At 67.8% G+C, this 17,765-nt stretch carries 14 protein-coding genes; 5 read left to right on the top strand and 9 right to left on the bottom strand.

All coding sequences use genetic code 11. The features are described from left to right. Positions 1–323: 323 nt before the first annotated feature. Entirely contained in the window at positions 324–1,430 is a 1,107-nt protein-coding gene (locus LFM09_RS26075; RefSeq protein WP_414099170.1) for an acyltransferase family protein, read from the top strand. Here the strand turns inward: LFM09_RS26075 and LFM09_RS26070 are convergent. The 9 genes from LFM09_RS26070 to LFM09_RS26030 form a co-directional block, all read right to left on the bottom strand. Beyond that, positions 1,393–3,099, bottom strand: coding sequence for a 1-deoxy-D-xylulose-5-phosphate synthase (locus tag LFM09_RS26070; RefSeq protein ID WP_414099169.1), 1,707 nt, complete (start codon positions 3,097–3,099; stop codon positions 1,393–1,395). The two genes, LFM09_RS26075 and LFM09_RS26070, sit on opposite strands and share 38 nt — an antisense overlap. Further along, entirely contained in the window at positions 3,089–4,021 is a 933-nt protein-coding gene (gene ispH / locus LFM09_RS26065; protein ID WP_414099167.1) for a 4-hydroxy-3-methylbut-2-enyl diphosphate reductase, read from the bottom strand. The genes LFM09_RS26070 and ispH overlap by 11 nt, the downstream gene beginning before the upstream one ends. A 10-nt stretch (positions 4,022–4,031) precedes the next feature. After that, a complete protein-coding gene (locus LFM09_RS26060; RefSeq protein WP_414099166.1) occupies positions 4,032–5,066 on the bottom strand; it encodes a family 2 encapsulin nanocompartment cargo protein polyprenyl transferase in 1,035 nt (344 codons plus the stop codon). 14 nt (positions 5,067–5,080) lie between these two features. Then, complete coding sequence (locus tag LFM09_RS26055) at positions 5,081–6,439, bottom strand: family 2B encapsulin nanocompartment shell protein (RefSeq protein ID WP_414099165.1); 1,359 nt, start codon at positions 6,437–6,439, stop codon at positions 5,081–5,083. A gap of 114 nt (positions 6,440–6,553) precedes the next feature. Beyond that, positions 6,554–7,567, bottom strand: coding sequence for a terpene synthase family protein (locus LFM09_RS26050; RefSeq protein ID WP_414099164.1), 1,014 nt, complete (start codon positions 7,565–7,567; stop codon positions 6,554–6,556). Then, positions 7,560–8,645 carry a terpene synthase family protein gene (locus LFM09_RS26045; RefSeq protein ID WP_414099163.1) on the bottom strand — a complete coding sequence of 362 codons (1,086 nt, stop codon included), beginning with the start codon at positions 8,643–8,645 and terminating at the stop codon, positions 7,560–7,562. The genes LFM09_RS26050 and LFM09_RS26045 overlap by 8 nt, the downstream gene beginning before the upstream one ends. 18 nt (positions 8,646–8,663) lie before the next feature. Next, positions 8,664–10,070, bottom strand: a complete 1,407-nt coding sequence (locus LFM09_RS26040; protein ID WP_414099162.1) for a family 2B encapsulin nanocompartment shell protein — start codon at positions 10,068–10,070, stop codon at positions 8,664–8,666. Between the two features lie 405 nt (positions 10,071–10,475). After that, positions 10,476–10,943: a heme-degrading domain-containing protein gene (locus LFM09_RS26035; RefSeq protein ID WP_414099161.1), complete on the bottom strand. Its 468-nt coding sequence runs from the start codon at positions 10,941–10,943 to the stop codon at positions 10,476–10,478. Next, positions 10,940–11,956, bottom strand: coding sequence for a Gfo/Idh/MocA family oxidoreductase (locus LFM09_RS26030; protein ID WP_414099160.1), 1,017 nt, complete (start codon positions 11,954–11,956; stop codon positions 10,940–10,942). The genes LFM09_RS26035 and LFM09_RS26030 overlap by 4 nt, the downstream gene beginning before the upstream one ends. A gap of 28 nt (positions 11,957–11,984) precedes the next feature. Here LFM09_RS26030 and LFM09_RS26025 point away from each other — a divergent pair, with 28 nt between their 5' ends. From LFM09_RS26025 to LFM09_RS26010, 4 genes are all read left to right on the top strand, one after another. Then, entirely contained in the window at positions 11,985–12,962 is a 978-nt protein-coding gene (locus tag LFM09_RS26025; RefSeq protein ID WP_414099159.1) for an ROK family transcriptional regulator, read from the top strand. Positions 12,963–12,971: 9 nt separating this feature from the next. Next, on the top strand, positions 12,972–13,751 hold the full coding sequence (locus LFM09_RS26020; RefSeq protein WP_414099158.1) for a helix-turn-helix domain-containing protein: 780 nt from the start codon (positions 12,972–12,974) through the stop codon (positions 13,749–13,751). Positions 13,752–13,767: 16 nt separating this feature from the next. After that, positions 13,768–14,166 (top strand): VOC family protein, encoded by a 399-nt coding sequence (locus LFM09_RS26015; RefSeq protein ID WP_414099157.1) that lies wholly within the window; start codon positions 13,768–13,770, stop codon positions 14,164–14,166. Between the two features lie 64 nt (positions 14,167–14,230). Continuing rightward, entirely contained in the window at positions 14,231–17,653 is a 3,423-nt protein-coding gene (locus LFM09_RS26010) for a S8 family peptidase (RefSeq protein WP_414099156.1), read from the top strand. Positions 17,654–17,765 lie beyond the last annotated feature (112 nt).

Genomic DNA, 17,765 nt, shown 5'->3' with positions numbered 1-17,765 from the left:
GGGCGTGGCGTCGGGCCGTGCCGGGTTCTGTGCCGAGCCGCGGCCGGTCATGAGCCGCGTCGAGCCCTGAGTCTGATCGAGCGCTGAGTAGCCGAGAGTCCTCTGAGCAGGGCGGAGCGCCAGGTCGCGTCGAGCTCCTTGGACGGCACGAGCCCTGAACGCGCTGAGCGCTGAGTTGAACGGAGCTCTGAGTTGGGCTGGGTCGGGCTGGGTGCTGGGTCGGGCCGTTCTCCGGCCACAGAACTGAACCGTGCGCACACCAACGGTGAGCGGGGAGTCGTCCGCCCCTTGGCCGCTGGCGCGAGCGCGCCCAGAAGCGGACCATGGAAAGCGTGAGATTGTCCGCTGTGGACAACCTGAAGGTGATCCTCGTGGCGTGGGTCATCGGCGGCCACGCGCTGCTGGGCTACGCCGCGATCGGCGGCTGGCCGTACGACGAGGTCAACGAAGTCACGTTCCACCCCGGCGTGGAGACCGTGCTGGCGGCGTTGATCGGGCCGTCCGGGTTGTTCTTCATGGGCACCTTCTACTTCATGGCCGGCATCTTCACGCCCGGCTCGGTTGAGCGCAAAGGACGCAGCAGGTTCATCCTCGACCGGCTCGTCCGGCTCGGGGTGCCGTGGGTGGTCAGCGCGGTCGTCGTCTGGCCGACGTTCGTGTGGATCGCCTACAACGGGGCGGGGCAGCATGTCAGCTGGTGGCACGCGTTGACGCACCGGGATCCGTTGCTGGACAGCGGATCGCTGTGGTTCGTGGGCGTGCTGCTCATCTTCAGCGTCCTGGTGGCCCTCGGACCGCCGATCAAAGAGCACGCCATCACCACGAAGACCGTGGTGGGTATGACGATGCTGGTGGCCGGCACCACGTTCCTGACCAGGCTGGTCTTCCCGGCCAGGAGCGGGCAGGTCGGCGACCTGCACCTGTGGTGGTGGCCGCAGTGCCTCGGCATGTTCCTGTTGGGCGCGATCGGTGGCCGCAAGCTCGCGGAACGGGTGCCGGACGAGATCTACAAGGCCACTCGCAACGTCGTCATCGGCACGATCGCGGTGTTGCCGATCGCCGCGGCCGCGATGGGAGTGCTCGACCTCGCCACGAACGCCGAACCGTTCCTCGGCGGATGGAAGTGGCAGGCGCTGGCGCTGGCGTTGATCGAGGGGATTCTGGTCGTGGCGGGCAGTCTGTGGCTCATCGGGCTGGCCCAGCGCAGGTTGACCGGCCAGGGGTCGTTCACTGAAGGCCTGGCGCGGTCCGCCTACGTCGCGTTCATCGTGCAGGGGCCGATTCTGCTCAGCCTCGCCACGGCGATGCGCCCGCTCGACCTGCCCGCGGAGGTCAAGGCGCCGGTCGTGGGTGTGGGGGCGATCGCGGTGAGTTTTGCGATCGGGTGGTACGTCACTTCACGCCGAGGCGCTTCAGCACGCTCGTCGTGATGCCGGCCGCGTCCAACCCGTGCGCGCGCAGGATGCGAGCGCGTGAGTCGTGCGGCAGGAACCGCGGTGGCAAGGCGAAGGTCGCGACGCATGTACCACTCCCAGCCAGAGCTTGACCCAACCGCGAGCCCAAGGCACCGGTGGAAGTGGTGTCCTCGACCGCCAGGACCAGGCGGTGCTGACCGCTGTACTTGACGAGGTGCGGATCCAGCGGCGCGATCCAGCGCGGGTCGACCACGTTGACGCGGACGTCGTGCGCGGCAAGCTCTTCCGCCGCGGCCAGGCACTGGCCGGCCAACGGACCCACCGCGATCAGCAGCACCTCTGCGTCCGGAACCTCGCGCAACACGTCGAAGTGGCTCACCCGCCGCACAGCGGGAATGTCAGGCCCCACCGAAGCCTTGGGATAGCGCAGAACCGTTGGGCCGTCGGACACGGAGACGGCTTCACGCAGCAACTCGGCCAAAGAGGCCGGATCACGCGGAGCAGCCAGCCGGAGTCCGGGAACGACAGGCAGCACCGAGGCGTCCCACATGCCGTGGTGCGAAGCGCCGTCCGGGCCGGTGACACCCGCCCGGTCCAGCACAAACGTCACCGGCAGCCGGTGCAGCGCGACGTCCATCAGCAACTGGTCGAACGCCCGCGACAGGAACGTCGCGTAGACGCAGACGACCGGGTGCAGCCCGCCCATCGCCATCCCGGCGGCGGACGTCACGGCGTGCTGCTCGGCGATCCCCACGTCGAAGACCCGCGAAGGGAACTTCAAGGAGAACGGCCGCAACCCCACCGGTTCCAGCATCGCCGCGGTCAGGCAGACGACGTCCGGCCGTTCCGCGCCGATGGCCGCGATCTCGTCGGAGAAGGCATCGGTCCACGTGCGGCCACCAGCAGAACCAGAGGCTCCGACCGCGTGCATGCGATCCGCCTCATCGGTCTCGGCGGCTGTGTATCCCTTGCCCTTCACGGTCTTGCAGTGCACGACGACAGGCCGCCCGAGAGATTTCGCTTCCCACAGGGCGTTCTCGACCGCGTGTACGTCGTGCCCGTCGACTTCACCGATGTAGGCCAACCCCAAAGCCTCGAACAGCCCACGTGCCGAACCGTTGAGCAACGAGGCCGCGAACCCGCCCGCAGTGGGGTCGTAAGAGCGTCCGTTGTCGTTCAGCAGCACCACGACCGGCCGTGAAGAGCCGCCGATGTTGTTCAACGCCTCCCAGCACATCCCGCCCGTCAGCGCACCGTCGCCGACGATCGCGACCACCCGGCGGTCGGCGCCGCCCAGCTCGAAGGCCTTCGCCAGACCGTCCGCATAGGACAGTGCCGTGGACGCGTGCGAGTTCTCGATGACGTCGTGCGCGGACTCGGCCGCGGAGGGATAGCCGGACAGCCCACCCGCCTGGCGCAGCGAGTCGAAGTCCGAGCAACGCCCGGTCAGCATCTTGTGCACGTAGGACTGGTGCCCGGTGTCGAACAACACCACGTCAGCCGGCGAGGTGAAGACCCGGTGCACCGCGATCGTCAGCTCGACGGCACCGAGGTTCGGCCCGAGATGACCGCCGGTCCGGTGCACCTTCGAGATCAGGAACGACCGGATCTCCTCGGCCAGCGAGCAGAGCGAGGATGAAGCAAGCGCCCGAACGTCAGCGGGCGAGGTGATGTCAGCCAGCACGGCGCACCGCCAGCGGCACCGTGAAGGAGATCGTCTCGACCGCGGTCGTGTGCGTGGACACGGAAACCGACCCCAACGCCGCCACGACCTCGTCCACCAGCTCGGGAGGAGCCGAAGCGCCGGCGGACAACCCGACTCGCGACACCCCGACCAGCCAGGCCGGGTCGATCTCCGAGGCGTCGTCGATCAGGTAGGCGGGCGTGCCGGTGCGCAAAGCAAGCTCCACCATCCGCACCGAGTTGGACGAGTTCTTCGAGCCCACCACCAGAACCAGGTCCGACTGCTCGGCAACGTCCCTGATCGCGATTTGCCGATTCGTGGTGGCGTAACAGATGTCGTCAGACCCAGGTCCGCGCAGTTCAGGGAACTTCCGCTGCAGTGCCTCGATCACCTCGGCCGTCTCGTCCACGGCCAGCGTCGTCTGCGTCAGGTACGACACCGGCCCGGTGATCTCCAACGCCTCAACGTCCTCGACGGTCTCCACCAGCACCATCTGGTCGGGAGCTTCGCCCAGCGTCCCTTCGACCTCCTCGTGCCCGGCGTGTCCGACCAACACAATGGTGTCACCGCGCTCGGCGAACCGGCGCGCCTCGGTGTGCACCTTCGCCACCAGCGGGCACGTCGCGTCGAGGACCTCCAACGACCGTTCGACGGCCTCAGCGCGCACGGCGGGGGAGACGCCGTGCGCCGAGAAGACCGCCGTGGCACCGGGAGGCACCTCGGACAGCTCCTCCACGAACACGGCGCCACGAGCTTCCAGGCCGCGCACCACGTGGACGTTGTGCACGATCTGCTTGCGCACGTAGATCGGGCCGCCACGCTGGTCGAGCAGTCGTTCCACGATCTCGATGGCGCGCTCCACCCCGGCGCAGAACGACCGGGGTGAGGCGAGCAGCACCGAACGCGGCGGATTTTCCGTCATCAAGGGCCTTTCAGTGGTCGCGGTGGGTGACCAGTTGGGCGAGCGTGCCGAGCTCCACCGCCGCACGCGCGGTCGGGGAGGCCTCGCCGAGATGAACCAACGCCTGCGTGTGCAGCTCGTCGGCCTGTGTCTGGCTCCACGCCCGGCCACCAGCCGCGTCGACCAGACAGGCAGCCCGCGCAAGCGTTTCCGCGTTCATCTCCTGCATGCCGAAGTAGAGCGACGCGAGCTCGCCGGAAGCCGGAACACCCGCGGTCAGCGCATGCACGACCGGCAGGGACTTCTTGCGGTTGGCCAGGTCCGAGTGCGCGGCCTTGCCCGTCACCGCCGGGTCACCCCAGATGCCGAGCAGGTCGTCCACGTGCTGGAACGCCAGACCCAGCTCGGCGCCGTAGCCGCGCATGGCCTCGACCTGCTCGTCGGTGCCGTCGCCGTACAGCGCGCCCAGAGCCGTTGACGCACCCAGCAAAGCACCGGTCTTGCCGCGCGCCATCTGCTCCACTTCGGACACCACGACGTCGGTCCGCGTCTCGAAGTCGAGATCGAAGGCCTGCCCGTCGAGCAACGCCACCACCGCGTCACCCAACGTCCGGATCGCGTCCAGCGCACGCGGATGTCCGGACGCAGCAAGCACGTCCACGGCCAACGTCTGCAAGGCGTCACCGGCCAGGATCGCCGCGTTGACACCGAACACCGTCCACGCCGTGGCGCGGTGGCGGCGGATCGTGTCGCGGTCCATCACGTCGTCGTGCAGCAGCGAGAAGTTGTGGATCAGCTCCACCGCGACCGCCGCCGGCACCGCGGAGGCGGCGGAGCCGCCGACGGCCTCGGCCGCCAGCAGCACCAACGCCGGCCGGATCGCCTTGCCGCCGTTCTCCAGCACCGGGTTGCCGTACTCGTCGCGCCACCCGTGGTGGTACTCCGCGATCGTGCGCATCGACGGCGGCAGCTGTTCGACGGCCTTGCGCAGAGCCGGGAGCACGAGCCCCCGGCTCCACGCGAGCACCTCGCCCGCCGGTCTCCCGGCGGCAAGGGGTTCGGTCATTTCCGCTGTCATCGCTAGAGACCGATCTCCACGTTCTCCAGCACGCCCAGCGCGTCCGGCACCAGGATGGCGGCCGAGTAGTACGTCGACACCAGGTACTTGAGCATCGCGTGCTCGTCGATGCCCATGAACCGCACGTTCAGGCCGGGCTCGTACTCGTCCGGGATACCGGTCTGGCGCAGGCCGATGACGCCCTGCTTCTCCTCGCCCAGGCGCATGGCGAGGATCGACGTGGTGCCGTTCTTGTTGACCGGGATCTTGTCGCACGGCGCGATGGGGATGCCCCGCCACGACTGCAGCGGCTTGCCCTCGACCTCGACGGTCGGCGCGTACAGCCCGCGCGACGACAGCTGCCGGCCCAGAGCCGCGATCGCCTTGGGGTGCGCCAGGATCAGCTTGGTGTTGCGGCGCCGCGAGATCAGCTCGTCCATGTCGTCCGGCGTGACCGGGCCGGACTTGGTGCTGACACGCTGCTTGAGGTCGGCGTTCGCGATGAGGCCGAACTCCTTGTTGTTGATGAGCTCGAACTCCTGCCGCTCGCGCAGGGCCTCGATCGTCAGCCTCAACTGGTGCTCGACCTGGTCCATCGGCTGGCTGTAGAGGTCCGCCACACGCGTGTGGACGCGCAGGATCGTCTGCGCCACCGAGAGTTCGTACTCACGTGGACGCAGCTCGTAGTCCACGAACGTGCCGGGCAGCACCGGTTCGCCGTCGTGGCCGGACGCCAGGCGGATCTCCGCCTCACCGTGCTTGTTCGCCGCGTTCGACGGGTTCGCCAGTTGCTGCGCGATGTGGTCGCGCAACGGCTCGACCTGCCCGTTGAGCTGGTTGAACGTGGCCCGCGACAGCACCACCACCGTGGTCGGTGTCAGCGCACGCGCGGTGAAGCCCCACTCCGCCTCGACACCGGCGAGCACCTCGTTGTCACCGAAGTGCTCCCCGTCCGCGACGGTGCCCAGCGACACCTCGTCGCCGTACTCGCCGAGGCCTGTCTTGGTCACCTTGCCGTGGGCGATCACGATGATCGAGTCGGCGGGGTGGCCGCGCTCCGCGATCACCTCACCCGGTTCGTACTCGCGCTGCTCGAAGCGGTTGGCGAGCGCGGTCAGCGCGGCCTCGTCCTCGAACCCGCGCAGCAGCGGGAACTCGCACAGCTCCTGCGGCACGACCCGCACCTCGGAACCGACGCTGGTGAACGTGACACGACCGTCACCGACGGCGTAGCTCAGGCGCCGGTTGACCCGGAACGCGCCACCCTTGGCCTCGACCCACGGCAGCATTCGCAGCAGCCAGCGGGGCGAGATCCCCTGCATCTGCGGTGCGGACTTGGTGGTCGTCGCGAGGTTGCGCGCAGCGGCCCGCGACAGGCTCATCTGCTGGTCCTCGACCCCAAGGCCCGGATCGGTAACAGTCACTGCGATTCCAATCTATTGACGAACCAGGACGGTGTTTGAGGTCGAGCCGACATGCTTTTCGTCGGCTCGACCTCAAACACCTGCTTTTCGGCGTATTTGATGTGCCTGTGTGCCGAGTCCGGTGGGGGAGTGGAACTTCCGGGTGGGGTTGGGGGAGAAGCTGAATCTGCCGGATCTCTGCGACCAGAGCAGCTCACCGGCGAGCCACGACTTCAGAGCTTCGACGTACCGGTGCAGCCCGGCACGTGCGGCCTCGTCGAGCGCGTACTCGTCCGCGATCGACGGCAGCTCGGCGATGATCGAGCCGATCTGCCGCAACCGCGCCGCGACCAGGTCACCGACAACGGAGACGGCCTGCTGCAGCTCGCACTCGAAGAACTGCTGCACCGCGAGCACCGCGCTGGTCGTGCTGGCGCCCGTGCCGTACAGGACGTCGAACCCGAGAATCTCCTGGCGCAGCCCGGGAACGTCGCCGAACGAGTCGACCAGCGCCCGCATCGTGGAGTTGCTCAACAACTCCGCGGGCAGCTCGGCGCCCACGGACTTCTGCGCGAGCGCCGCCGACAGGTCACCGCCGTTGGTCTTGCGGCGCATCTCGACGAGGTCGATCGGGTCCGGCACGCGGCCCTGGGCGGTGTTGTGGAGCTCCCAGAGCAGTCCGTCCAGCAGGCCGATGACGCCGTCCCGGTCATTGGAGTCCAAAGTGGACCGCGACACCAGGTCCGCGAACCCCTTCTCGGCGGGGATCATCGGCAGCACCGACGGGTTGCCGAGGATCTCCTTGAGCCGTGCGACGAACGCCCTGCCGCCCGCGACGTTGCGCGGCCGGAGGAAGCCCTCCCGGAACGTGTCGTGCAGGTAGAAACCCCACGTGTGCCAGTCGTTGATGTGCTTCAGGTCGTCCAGCGACGCGGTCGGGTGGGTCAGCGGGCCGAACCCGCCGTAGTCCGCCGCGTCGTAGAACGCCTCGGTCCAGGGCGCGCCGTTGAGCATGCCCATGTCCCGTACCCACGTCTTGGTGTGCTGGCGGACGCGGTCGACATGGGGTGAAAGCCTTGCCGCGAACGGCATGTCGAACTCAACCACGTGCCACCCCCAGCCACGCACCGGACGTGCCCAGGCCGGTCGGCCCGCGCAGGATCGTGCGGAAGAACGCGGAATTGCCCGCGCCGCCGCCTTCGACCTTCGTGTAGCGGCCGGCGTGCAGGTGCCACTCGTGCCCGCCGGACTGCCAGTCCTGCAGGCCCTTCACGTACTTGAGCACCCGAGCCTGCTCCAGCGGGTCGACCCCGTGCTCCGCGAAGAGCGTCGGCAGCTCGGTGAAGACGGTGTTCTCGAACTGGTGCAGCCGGGAGGTCAGCAGCGTGTTCACGGCCTCGACCGCGGTCTGCGTGTCGTGGCCGAAGAACTTCTCGAACACGAGCACTCCGTTGGAGTTCTCGCCCTCGCGCTGCACTTCCCGTTCGTACGAGAAGATGTCGTTGCGCAGGTGGATCGCGTCGGAGAACGTGTCGGAGAGGACCCGCAGCGGCCGGGTGCCCGCGATGGACGCGGGCACCTCAGCAGCCTCGGAGACCTCCACCAGGTTCGCCGACCACGGCGCGCCGCCCACCTTGCGGCGCATCTCGATGTACTCGATCGGGTTGGCGACGGTGCCGGACGCCATGTTCTTGATTTCCCACATGCACTCGAGCAACAGGTTGTGGGTGCTCGTGGTGAACCGGCGCCGCCAGTCCTCCGACATCAGCGGGATCGTCCGCTGCCAGAGGTCGACGAGACCGCGTTCGGTCGGGTTGACCGGTTCCGGCGACGGGTCGGTGCCGTTGATCGGCATGAACGCCGGCAACCGGTCCAGGTACGCCTTGGCCCGAGCCACGTCCGTGGACTTCTTGAGCTGTATTTCATCCTTGAACAGGGCGAAGAACTCGTCGTCGAAGTAGAAGACCCAGACGTACCAGTCCGTGATGAGGTCGAGGATCTCCGCGGGGGCGTCGGGGTGGGTCCACGCGCACATGAACCCGTAGTCGTCGCCCGCGAGGATCTCCTCGGTCCACACCCCGGTGTCGAGCATCCCCATGTCCCGCGCCCACTGTGTCGAGTGGACGCGGGCGCGTTCGAGGTGCGGGTTCATCCGTGCCGGGTGCGGCACGTAGAACTCCGGCATGGTGAAGGACGCCAACGCTTAGCCCTCGCGACCGAGCTCGACGTGCTCCAGGACGCCGATCGCGTCGGGCACCATGATGGCGGCCGAGTAGTAGGCGCTGACCAGGTAGTTGATGATCGCCTGGTCGTTGATGCCCATGAACCGCACCGACAGACCAGGCTGGTACTCGTCCGGGATGCCGGTCTGGTGCAGGCCGATGACGCCCTGGTTCTGCTCGCCGGTGCGGATCAGCATCACCGACGACGTGCGGGTGTCCGAGACCGGGATCTTGTTGCACGGCAGCACCGGGATGCCCCGCCACGCCGGCACCTGCTGGCCGTTGAAGTCGATGTGCTGCGGGTAGATGCCGCGCTTGTTGAGCTCACGGCCGAACGCCGCGATGGTGCGCGGGTGGGCGAGGAAGTAACCGGGGTCCTTCCACACGATCGACAGCAGCTCGTCGAAGTCGTCCGGGGTGGGCGGGCCGGAGCGGGTGTGGATGCGCTGCTTGAGGTCCGCGTTGTGCAGCAGACCGAACGACCGGTTGTTGACGATCTCGTGCTCCTGGCGCTCGCGCAGGGCTTCGATCGTGAGCCGCAACTGCTGCTCGACCTGGTCCATCGGCTGGTTGTAGAGGTCCGCGACACGCGTGTGGACCTGCAGCACGGTCTGCGCGACGCTCAGCTCGTACTCGCGCGGCGAGAGCTCGTAGTCGACGAACGTGCCGGGCAGCACCGGCTCGCCGTCGTGGCCCGCCGACATGCCGATCTCGGCCTCGCCGAAGTCGTTCTGCGGCTTGTTGCGGCTGTTGAAGGCCTGCTGGATGTGCGCGCGCAGGCCGCCGGCTTCGCCGTTGAGGGCCTGGAAGTCGTTCCATGACAACGTGAGCACGGTGACCGGGGTGACGGCCTTGGCGGAGTACTCCCACTCGCCCTGCGGCCCGGCCAGCACGGTCTCGCCGAAGTACTCGCCGTCGGCCAGGTTGCCGAGCACGGTGTCGCCGCCGTACTCACCGGTGCCGATCTTGTCGACCTTGCCGTGCGCGATCAGCACGACGGTGTCCTTCGGACGGCCCTTCTCGACGATGAGGTCGCCGATGCCGTACTCGTGCTGCTGGAAGCGGCCGGCCAGCGCGGTGAGAACGGCGTCGTCGTCGAAGCCCTTCAACAGCGACAGTTCGGTGAGCTCCATCGGGACGACGCGGATCTCGGCGCCCGTGTTGGTGAACGAAACGCGGCCATCGCCCAACGTGTAGGTGAGACGGCGGTTGACGCGGTATGCACCACCAGCGGCCTGAACCCAGGGCAACACCTTGAGCAGCCAGCGGGAAGTGATTCCCTGCATCTGCGGGACGGACTTCGTGGTCGTGGCCAGATTACGAGCGGCGGCCGTGCCCAAACTCAGCTGCTGACGGCCCTCATTGAGGTCAGAATCCGTCACAGTCACAACCCACACCCACCTATCTCAATGCGCTAATGGACCAATCCGATAAGCCGGAACGGACGTTAGTTCTCGCGATTGATGGCTGTGAAGGGGCCAAGAAGGCGACATTCGGGTGGGTGTCTTACGCCTACCGTTGCTACGGAGCGTACAACTGGTGCCCTACGCAACGAGTTGTGTATCGGCAGGCGGGTGACCCGTCTCTATTCGTATATGTGTGGAATAGGGTACTCGTTTGGCCCAGTAGGATCACCCTTTTGTGCGCATTGGTGAGGCTTGCTCAGATGCTATACAACACCACTACGAGTGGATCGAAAACCACTCGAAGTGGTGTGTATCAATACAACGCTGCGCCTCTCGGTGTGACTCGAAACGGATGTCCGGATTTTGTACCAACGACTATTCGTGCTATTACGCGTCGCGGGAGTCCAGGAACGATTCCAGCTGAGTCACCACGAACGCGTGGTCCTCGGCCTGCGGCAGTCCGGACACGCCGACCGTGCCGACCGGTCCGGTGCCGCGCAGGATGACCGGGAAGACGCCGCCGTGCGCCGCGTAAAGGTCCGGATCGAGCCGTGACTCGGCCTCGAACGTCGATCCCTTTTCGCGGAACGTTGTGCCAACGTAGAACGAACTGTGGCCGAACAGCTCGACAACACGGGCCTTGCGCTCCAGCCACCTGTCGTTGTTCGGCGCGGTGCCGGGCAACGCGGCGTGGAAGAGCCGATGTCCGTTGCGCTGCACCGAGATCGCGATCGGCAGGCCCTGCTCACGGGCGGCGTCGAGCAGGTGCAGGCCGAGCTCGATCGCGACGTCGTTGCCGAATCGCGTGAACTGCAGGCGGCGTTCCTGGGCGAGGAGTTCTTCGCTCGTGGTCACAGTTCCACCACCCGGTTCTCGCGCGCGGACGTGAAGGCGGCCTCGATGACTTCCAGTGCGTCGACGCTGCTCGCGGGGTCGACGGGGATCCGTCCGGCCTGCAGTTCGGCGTAGAAGTTCTGGTAGGCGCCGGGTTCTACCGCGATGTCCGTGGTCTCGCCGAGGACACCGAGCTGACCGGTGCGGTCCTCGTGGCCCCAGTTCGGATCGGTCGGGCGACGGCCGGCGTCGAGCGCGTCCTCCTGCTCGTCCAGGCCGCTGATCACGAACGCGCCCTTGCTGCCGAGAACCCGGAACCGCGGGCCCGCGTTGGCGGCGTGCGCGTTCGCCCACAGGTGGGAGCGAACACCGCTCTTGTGGGTGAGGGCCACGAAGACGTCGTCGTCGACCTGCGCGCCGGGGCGGCGGCGGTCCAGTTCGGCGTAGACCCTCGCGACCGGTCCGAAGAGCTGCAGCGCCTGGTCGACGAGGTGGGCGCCGAGGTCGTAGAGCAGCCCGCCGGCCTCTTCGGGAGCGCCGAACTCGCGCCAGTTGTCCCAGATCTCCGGCACCCAGCGCTCGTATCGAGACTCGAACCGCCGGATGTCGCCCAGTTGGCCGATGATCTTGCGCACGGTGAGGAAGTCGCTGTCCCAGCGGCGGTTCTGGAAGACCGTGAGTGGCACGCCTTTTGCTTCCGCTGAGGCCACAAGATCCTTTGCCTCGGCACTCGTCGGTGCGAACGGCTTGTCGACGACGACCGCGACGCCCTTCTCGATCGCCCGACGCGCGTACTCGACGTGAGTTCGGTTCGGGGTGGCGACGACGATGAGGTCGAGGTCCAGTTCGAACAGCTCGTCGGCGGTGACGATCTTGGCGGCCGGGTGCGCGGCGCTCGCCTGTGCCTGCCGCTCCGGGTTCGCCGTGACGATCGCGACGAGTTCCATGCCCTCTGTCGAGGTGATGAGCGGGGCGTGGAAGACCCGTCCCGCGATGCCGTAGCCCAGCAGTCCGACTCGTGTCATGCTTCTCATTAAAGCAACGCTGTTGCATAATTGCTACGTGGACCTCACCTCGCTGCGTTCGCACAACGACCGGAAAGTCCTTCGCCTGGTCCGCTCAGGGGCTCTGAGCAGGGCTTCTATCGCTGCCGAGGCGGATTTGACCCCGCAGGCGGTGTCGAAGATCGTGGCGCGGCTCATCTCCGCCGGGCTGCTGGAGGAGACCGGTGCGGTGCGCGACGGGGGCCGGGGCAAGCCGCGGATGGCGCTTCAGCTGCGTGCTGACGGGGCGTGTGCTCATGGGGCGTACGTCGACCGCGACGAGCTGAGGGTGGTGCGGCTCGATCTGACCGGTGAGGTGGTGTCGACGTCGGTCGTGCCGTTGGCGCCGATGTTCACGCCGTCCGACGTGCTGGACGCGTTGGAACCGTTGATCGAGCCGGGGGAGAAGGTGCTCGGGCTCGGCATCGGGATCGCCGGTCCGCTGGACTTCCGCGACGGCGTTGTGTCGCCTCATGGTCTGCCGGGGTGGTCTTCCGTGCCGTTGCGTGCTTTGGCCGAGGAGCGGCTGGGGCTGCCGGTCGTGGTCGACAAGGACACCAACGCCGCCGTGCTCGCCGAGGCGTGGCGAAGACCTCTGCGGGATGCGGCTCTGGTGTTCGTCGGCACCGGTCTGGGTGTCGGGTTGCTCCTCGACGGTGAGGTGCACCGCGGCGCGCGCTCCGGGGCGGGCGAGTTCGGGCACACCACCATTCAGTTGAACGGGCCGTTGTGCGTTTGTGGCCGGAGGGGTTGTGTCGAAGCGGTTCACGCTGCTGCTTCTTCTGGGGTGGAGGCGGCGCGGGTGCTCGGTGCGGCGGTGCAGAACCTGGTTCAGCTGCTGGACCTGGACCAGATCGTCCTGAGTGGACGAAAGGTGCTGCGGTCGCCTGATCTGTATCTGCGCGCGATGCCGGAGGTGGACGTGAGCGTCACGTCGTACGGCGTCGACCTGGTGCCCGTCGGCGCTGGGCTGCTGGTGCTGGGCGAGTTGTTCTAGCATCGGTTCGTGGACGTCGAGCACGTCGTCGGCCTGCCGCACCCGCGGCTGCGGCCGTTCGTGACGCGGTACTCCGGGTATCGGATGCGCACCGAACCCGGCGTGCACCGCGGCCTGCCGTCGCGCTCGCTCACGCTCGTCGTGACGCTGGACGGCACGGTCGACCTGTCCGAGGGCCGGTTCGCGACGTTGTGCGGTGGGCTGCACGACGAAGCGGTGATCATCACCCACGACGGGTTCCAGCACGGAGTCCAGTGCGACCTCACGCCGTTGGGCGCGCGGGCGTTCTTCGGCCTGCCTGCCGGCGAGCTCGCGGGGACCACTGTCGATCTCGGCTTGCTGGCCGCTCCGGCGGTGGAAGTGCGGGAACGGCTCCAGACCGCGACGACGTGGCTGGACCGGTTCTCGCAGCTGGATCTGGTACTGGGGCGGCTGGTCCGGCCGGTTCGCCAGCAGGTCGAGGTCGCGTGGGCGTGGCAACGGCTCTCCGAGGGACTGCCGGTGGGCGAGATCGCCGCCGAGGTCGGGTGGAGCCGGCAGCACCTGAGCGCGCGGTTCGCGACGGAGTACGGGCTGACGCCCAAGGTCATGGGCCGGGTGATGCGGTTCGAGCGGGCGAACCGGATGCTGCGCGGCGAGCGCCGGCCGACCTTGACCGAGGTGGCCGCTGCCTGCGGTTACACCGACCAGGCGCACTTCAACCGGGACTGGCGGGCGTTGTGCGGCGCCACTCCGACCGAGTGGATGGCCGCCGAGCTTCCATTCGTACAAGGCACCGAGGGGGCCTAGGGCGCAGGGTTGTGGCATGACCACACCTGCACCTACCTGTTGGCCCACGTTGTCCTATCGCGACGCTCCCGCCGCGATCCGCTTCCTGGTGGAGGCGTTCGGGTTCAAGGAACACCTCGTCGTGCCCGGTGAGGCCGACGGCGAGGTCGTGCACTGCGAGATGGTCTGGCCCGAGGGCGGCGGCGTGATGCTGGGATCCGCTCAGCGCTCGGTCGGAGAGGTCGAGGCGACCGCTGTCGGCGCCGGGTCCATCTACGTCGTGACCGATCGGCCCGACGAGATCCACGCGCAGTGCACGGCTCAGGGAGCCTCCTTGATCCGCGGGCTGCGCGACGAGGACTACGGCTCGCGCGGCTTCACCGTCGCCGATCCCGAGGGCAACCGCTGGAGTTTCGGCACCTATCGCGGTGCGTGAAGCAACCTGCACGCAACGTTCGGAGTCTCCTCGGGTGGAGAGGTTCACACCTAGGGGAGGACAGGTGCGTTCAGCACGCTGTTTTGTGGCCACTGTGCTCGTCGCCGGGCTGATCAGCCCGGTGGCGGCCGCACAGGCGGATCCATCGAGAGTTACCACCGGATCTCTCAAGACCATCACGCTGATCAGCGGGGACAAGGTCGTCGTGGACGAGCGAGGGGCGCTCGTCCGCGTTGAGGGACGACCCGGCATGTCGTTCGCCAAGTACGTGCGGGACGACCACCAGTACGTCGTGCCGGCGGACGCCGTCGATGCGTTGGGGCAGGACCGCGTCGACAAGCGCTTCTTCGACGTCACGTCGTTGAGCTCGTTCGGGTACACGGATGACAAGATCGACCGGATTCCGTTGCTGAGCAACGGCTTCCGTGCTGCTTCGGCGGTTCTGAAGAAGGACGCCGCCGCACAGTGGGCGCCGCGACGTGTTGCCGCGTTGCGCGCTGAGAAGCTGTGGCTCGACGGCAAGTCGAAGGTCTCGCTGGACCAGAGCGTGCCGATGGTGGGGGCGCCCGCGGCGTGGGAGGCCGGGTTCGACGGCACCGGCGTCACGGTCGCGGTGCTGGACACGGGCTACGACCAGAAGCACCCGGAGCTCGCGGGTGTGGTGTCGGTGGCGAAGGACTTCACGCCGTCCGGCATCCAGGACGACGTCGGACACGGCACGCACGTCGCGGCCACGATCGCCGGCCGCGGTGGGAAGTACGTCGGTGTTGCTCGCGGTGCGTCCTTGGCGGTCGGCCGGGTCTGTGAGACCGAGTTCTGCTTCGACAGCGCGGTGATCGCCGGCATGGAGTGGGCGGCGCGCGAGGTTCGGGCCCGGGTCGTCAACATGTCGTTGGGCGGCAATGCCTCTGACGGCACGGATCCGTTGTCTTTGAAGGCGAACGAGCTGACGGCGGAGACCGGTGCGTTGTTCGTCGCGGCGGCGGGCAACTACGGCGACCGGGTCAAGATCGGCGGACCTGCCGCCGGCGACTCAGTGCTGGCGGTGGCGAACCTGACCAAGTCCGGTGCCGTCAACGAGTGGTCGTCGCGCGGGCCGCGACTGCGTGACCACGCGGTCAAGCCGGACATCGCGGCGCCGGGCACGGACATCGTGGCGGCGCGGGCCGAGAACACCTTGTGGGAGCACGCGGTCGACGATCTGCACGCTCGTCTGACCGGTACTTCGATGGCGTCGCCGCACGTCGCTGGTGCGGCTGCGGTTCTGGCTCAGCGCAACCCGTCCTGGTCGGCTGCTGAGCTGAAGGCGCACCTCATGGGCACGGTCAAGCCCGTGGCCGACTCGCCTTCGGCTGTCGGTACCGGGTTGCTTGATGTTTCTCGTGCGGTCTCGCAGCCGGTGCGCGCTTCGGTGGGCAGCCTGTCCTACGGGTTGCTGGAGTTCCCGCACACCTCGCCGGTCACCCGGACCGTTGTGTACACGAACTCTTCTGCTGCTCCTGTTTCTCTTGCGTTGGAGCATGATCTGGGTGCCAGCTTCACGGTTCCGGCTTCGGTTTCGGTGCCTGCGGGTGGTACGGCGTCGGTCGACGTGGTGCTGGATCCGCGCAAGGCGAACGGCACTTTCTACGGCCACATCAAGGCTTCTGCTCCTGGTGTCTCGCTGACCACCTCGGTTGGCGCGTACGTGCAGGAGGAGCGCCACACGTTGTCGGTGTCGATCACCGGGCGTGACGGCAAGCCCGCTGCTGGGCAGTTCGTCGTGGCGGTACACCTCACGTCGCAGGAAGCCACGCTGCTCAGCCTGGACGCTGAGGGCCGGGGTTCGGCGCGGATCGCTGTGGGCGACTACGCGATCATCGGCCGGATCGACGAGCGGACCGCGAACTACGACTGGTACTCGCCGGTGTCGGCGACCGAGGTGGCAGGTCGGGTGTCGCTTGGTGGTGACGTGTCGCTGGCGCTGGATCTGAAGCAGGGCAAGCAGATCCGGGTCGAGCTGCCGGATTCGTCCGTGGTGTGGCACCGCGAGTCCGAGGTGCGTGTGCCGTTCAAGGCGGACAAGATCCACGCGATCTCCAGCATCATCGACGGCCGTGTGCCGTCGTACGGGCTGCAGTTCGGTCCGGCGTTGCCGCAGCTGACCTACGACAGCGCGTTGAAGGGCGGTCAGCCGCGGGTTTCGGTGGGGGAGATCCCGGTGCGGTACTACGAAAGCAGCAGGTACTTCGAGCCGGGGACGTACCAGCTCGACGTGGCTGCGCGTGGTTCGGACGTGCGCGGCAAGCTGGCTCTCGTCCGCACCGCGGGTGACGAGGACCTCTTCGCGGTCGCACGTGAGATGCAGGCAGCGGGCGCGGTTGCCGTGCTGTGGGCCGGACCGGTGCCGTTCCCCCAGTCCGCGCAGACCGTGATCCCGGTGGTCGCGGTGGCGGAGCACCACGTCGTTGCATCGCGGCTGACCCTGCGGGCGATCGCCGGTTCGCCGGTGTCGTACTCGTTGCTCTTGCAGGACAAGGGAACGCTTCCGTCCGGAACGCGGGTCGTGCGTCGTTCCGAACTCGCCGAGGTCAAGACGCGCTACTACACCTCCGGCGGGGACGGCCAGGTCGTGCAGCGGACCTACCCCGTGGTCGGTGGTGCCGTGCCCACCGGCATCGGTGCGCTGGACGAACCGCTGACCGCGCCCGTGGAACGCACCGAGTACTTCTCGGCGGGCAAGGGCGTCAGCTGGTTCCAGGAGGGCTTCGACGGCCGCGGTTCCGGCGCGGGCGACGATCCCGTCGTCACGTCGTGGGCGGACCTGTTGCCGGTGACCTACGTGCCGGGCCACAAGTACGAGCGCTCGAACCTCCGCGCGGTGTCCTCACCGCGGTTCGGCCGCCCGTCCCTGGTCTCGTGGTCGTGGGGCGGCGGTGTGGTCCGTTCTGGCGACACGATCAACACGCGGATCTCGCCGTTCGGCGGCTCGGGCTGGGTGGAGAACTGGCGCTACAGCGGCTACGGCTCGGTGGAACTGCGCCGTGGCTCGGACGTGCTGGGCTACGCGGACGTGCGGGAGGGCTCTTTCCATGCTCCTGCGCGGGACGGCCGGTACACGCTGACGCTGGACGCGGCCCGCGACACGTCGGCTCTGTCCACTTCGGTGCACACGGTGTGGGAGTTCGCGGCTTCTGCTGACGGCAAGCTCCCGCTGCTGGAGGTGGACTACGTGCTGCCGGTCGACCTGCGCAACAGCTGGCGGGCCGGGGCGCCGATGCCGGTGAAGTTCACCGCGTCGCGTCAGCCTGGCGCGGGTTCGGCCACCGTCCGTGAACTTCGCGCTTACGCGTCGTTCGACGACGGTGCCAACTGGGTGCCCGTGAAGTCCCTCGTTCCCCCTGGTGGGAAGCCTGGGGGTTACGTGTCGCTACGCGTTGTGGCGGTGGATGCGGACGGGAGCTCGGTCGACCAAACGGTCCTTCGGGCATACCGCCTTAGGGCGTAACCCGGCGGCCGTTCGGTCGTTGTAACCCCCTGCGGCACCTGCCCTGTTGTGCGCGAGACGAAGAAGGACGCGGCGTCTCGCAGCCACGGGCAGGTGCCGCCATTTTTCGGTG

It is taken from the genome of Lentzea alba, assembly GCF_047445655.1.
In the GTDB taxonomy this organism is placed as follows: Bacteria; Actinomycetota; Actinomycetes; order Mycobacteriales; family Pseudonocardiaceae; genus Lentzea; species Lentzea alba_A.
The sequence above is the reverse complement of the archived record's forward strand: the minus strand, read 5'-3'. Positions and strand labels throughout refer to the sequence as shown.

Excerpts from the sequence above, each read along its gene's own strand:
- LFM09_RS26060 (WP_414099166.1), bottom strand. The coding sequence starts at position 5,066 with ATGACCGAACCCCTTGCCGCCGGGAGACCGGCGGGCGAGGTGCTCGCG.
- ispH (WP_414099167.1), bottom strand. The coding sequence starts at position 4,021 with ATGACGGAAAATCCGCCGCGTTCGGTGCTGCTCGCCTCACCCCGGTCG.
- LFM09_RS26045 (WP_414099163.1), bottom strand. The coding sequence starts at position 8,645 with ATGCCGGAGTTCTACGTGCCGCACCCGGCACGGATGAACCCGCACCTC.
- LFM09_RS26030 (WP_414099160.1), bottom strand. The coding sequence starts at position 11,956 with ATGAGAAGCATGACACGAGTCGGACTGCTGGGCTACGGCATCGCGGGA.
- LFM09_RS26055 (WP_414099165.1), bottom strand. The coding sequence starts at position 6,439 with ATGAGCCTGTCGCGGGCCGCTGCGCGCAACCTCGCGACGACCACCAAG.
- LFM09_RS26015 (WP_414099157.1), top strand. The coding sequence starts at position 13,768 with ATGACCACACCTGCACCTACCTGTTGGCCCACGTTGTCCTATCGCGAC.
- LFM09_RS26075 (WP_414099170.1), top strand. The coding sequence starts at position 324 with ATGGAAAGCGTGAGATTGTCCGCTGTGGACAACCTGAAGGTGATCCTC.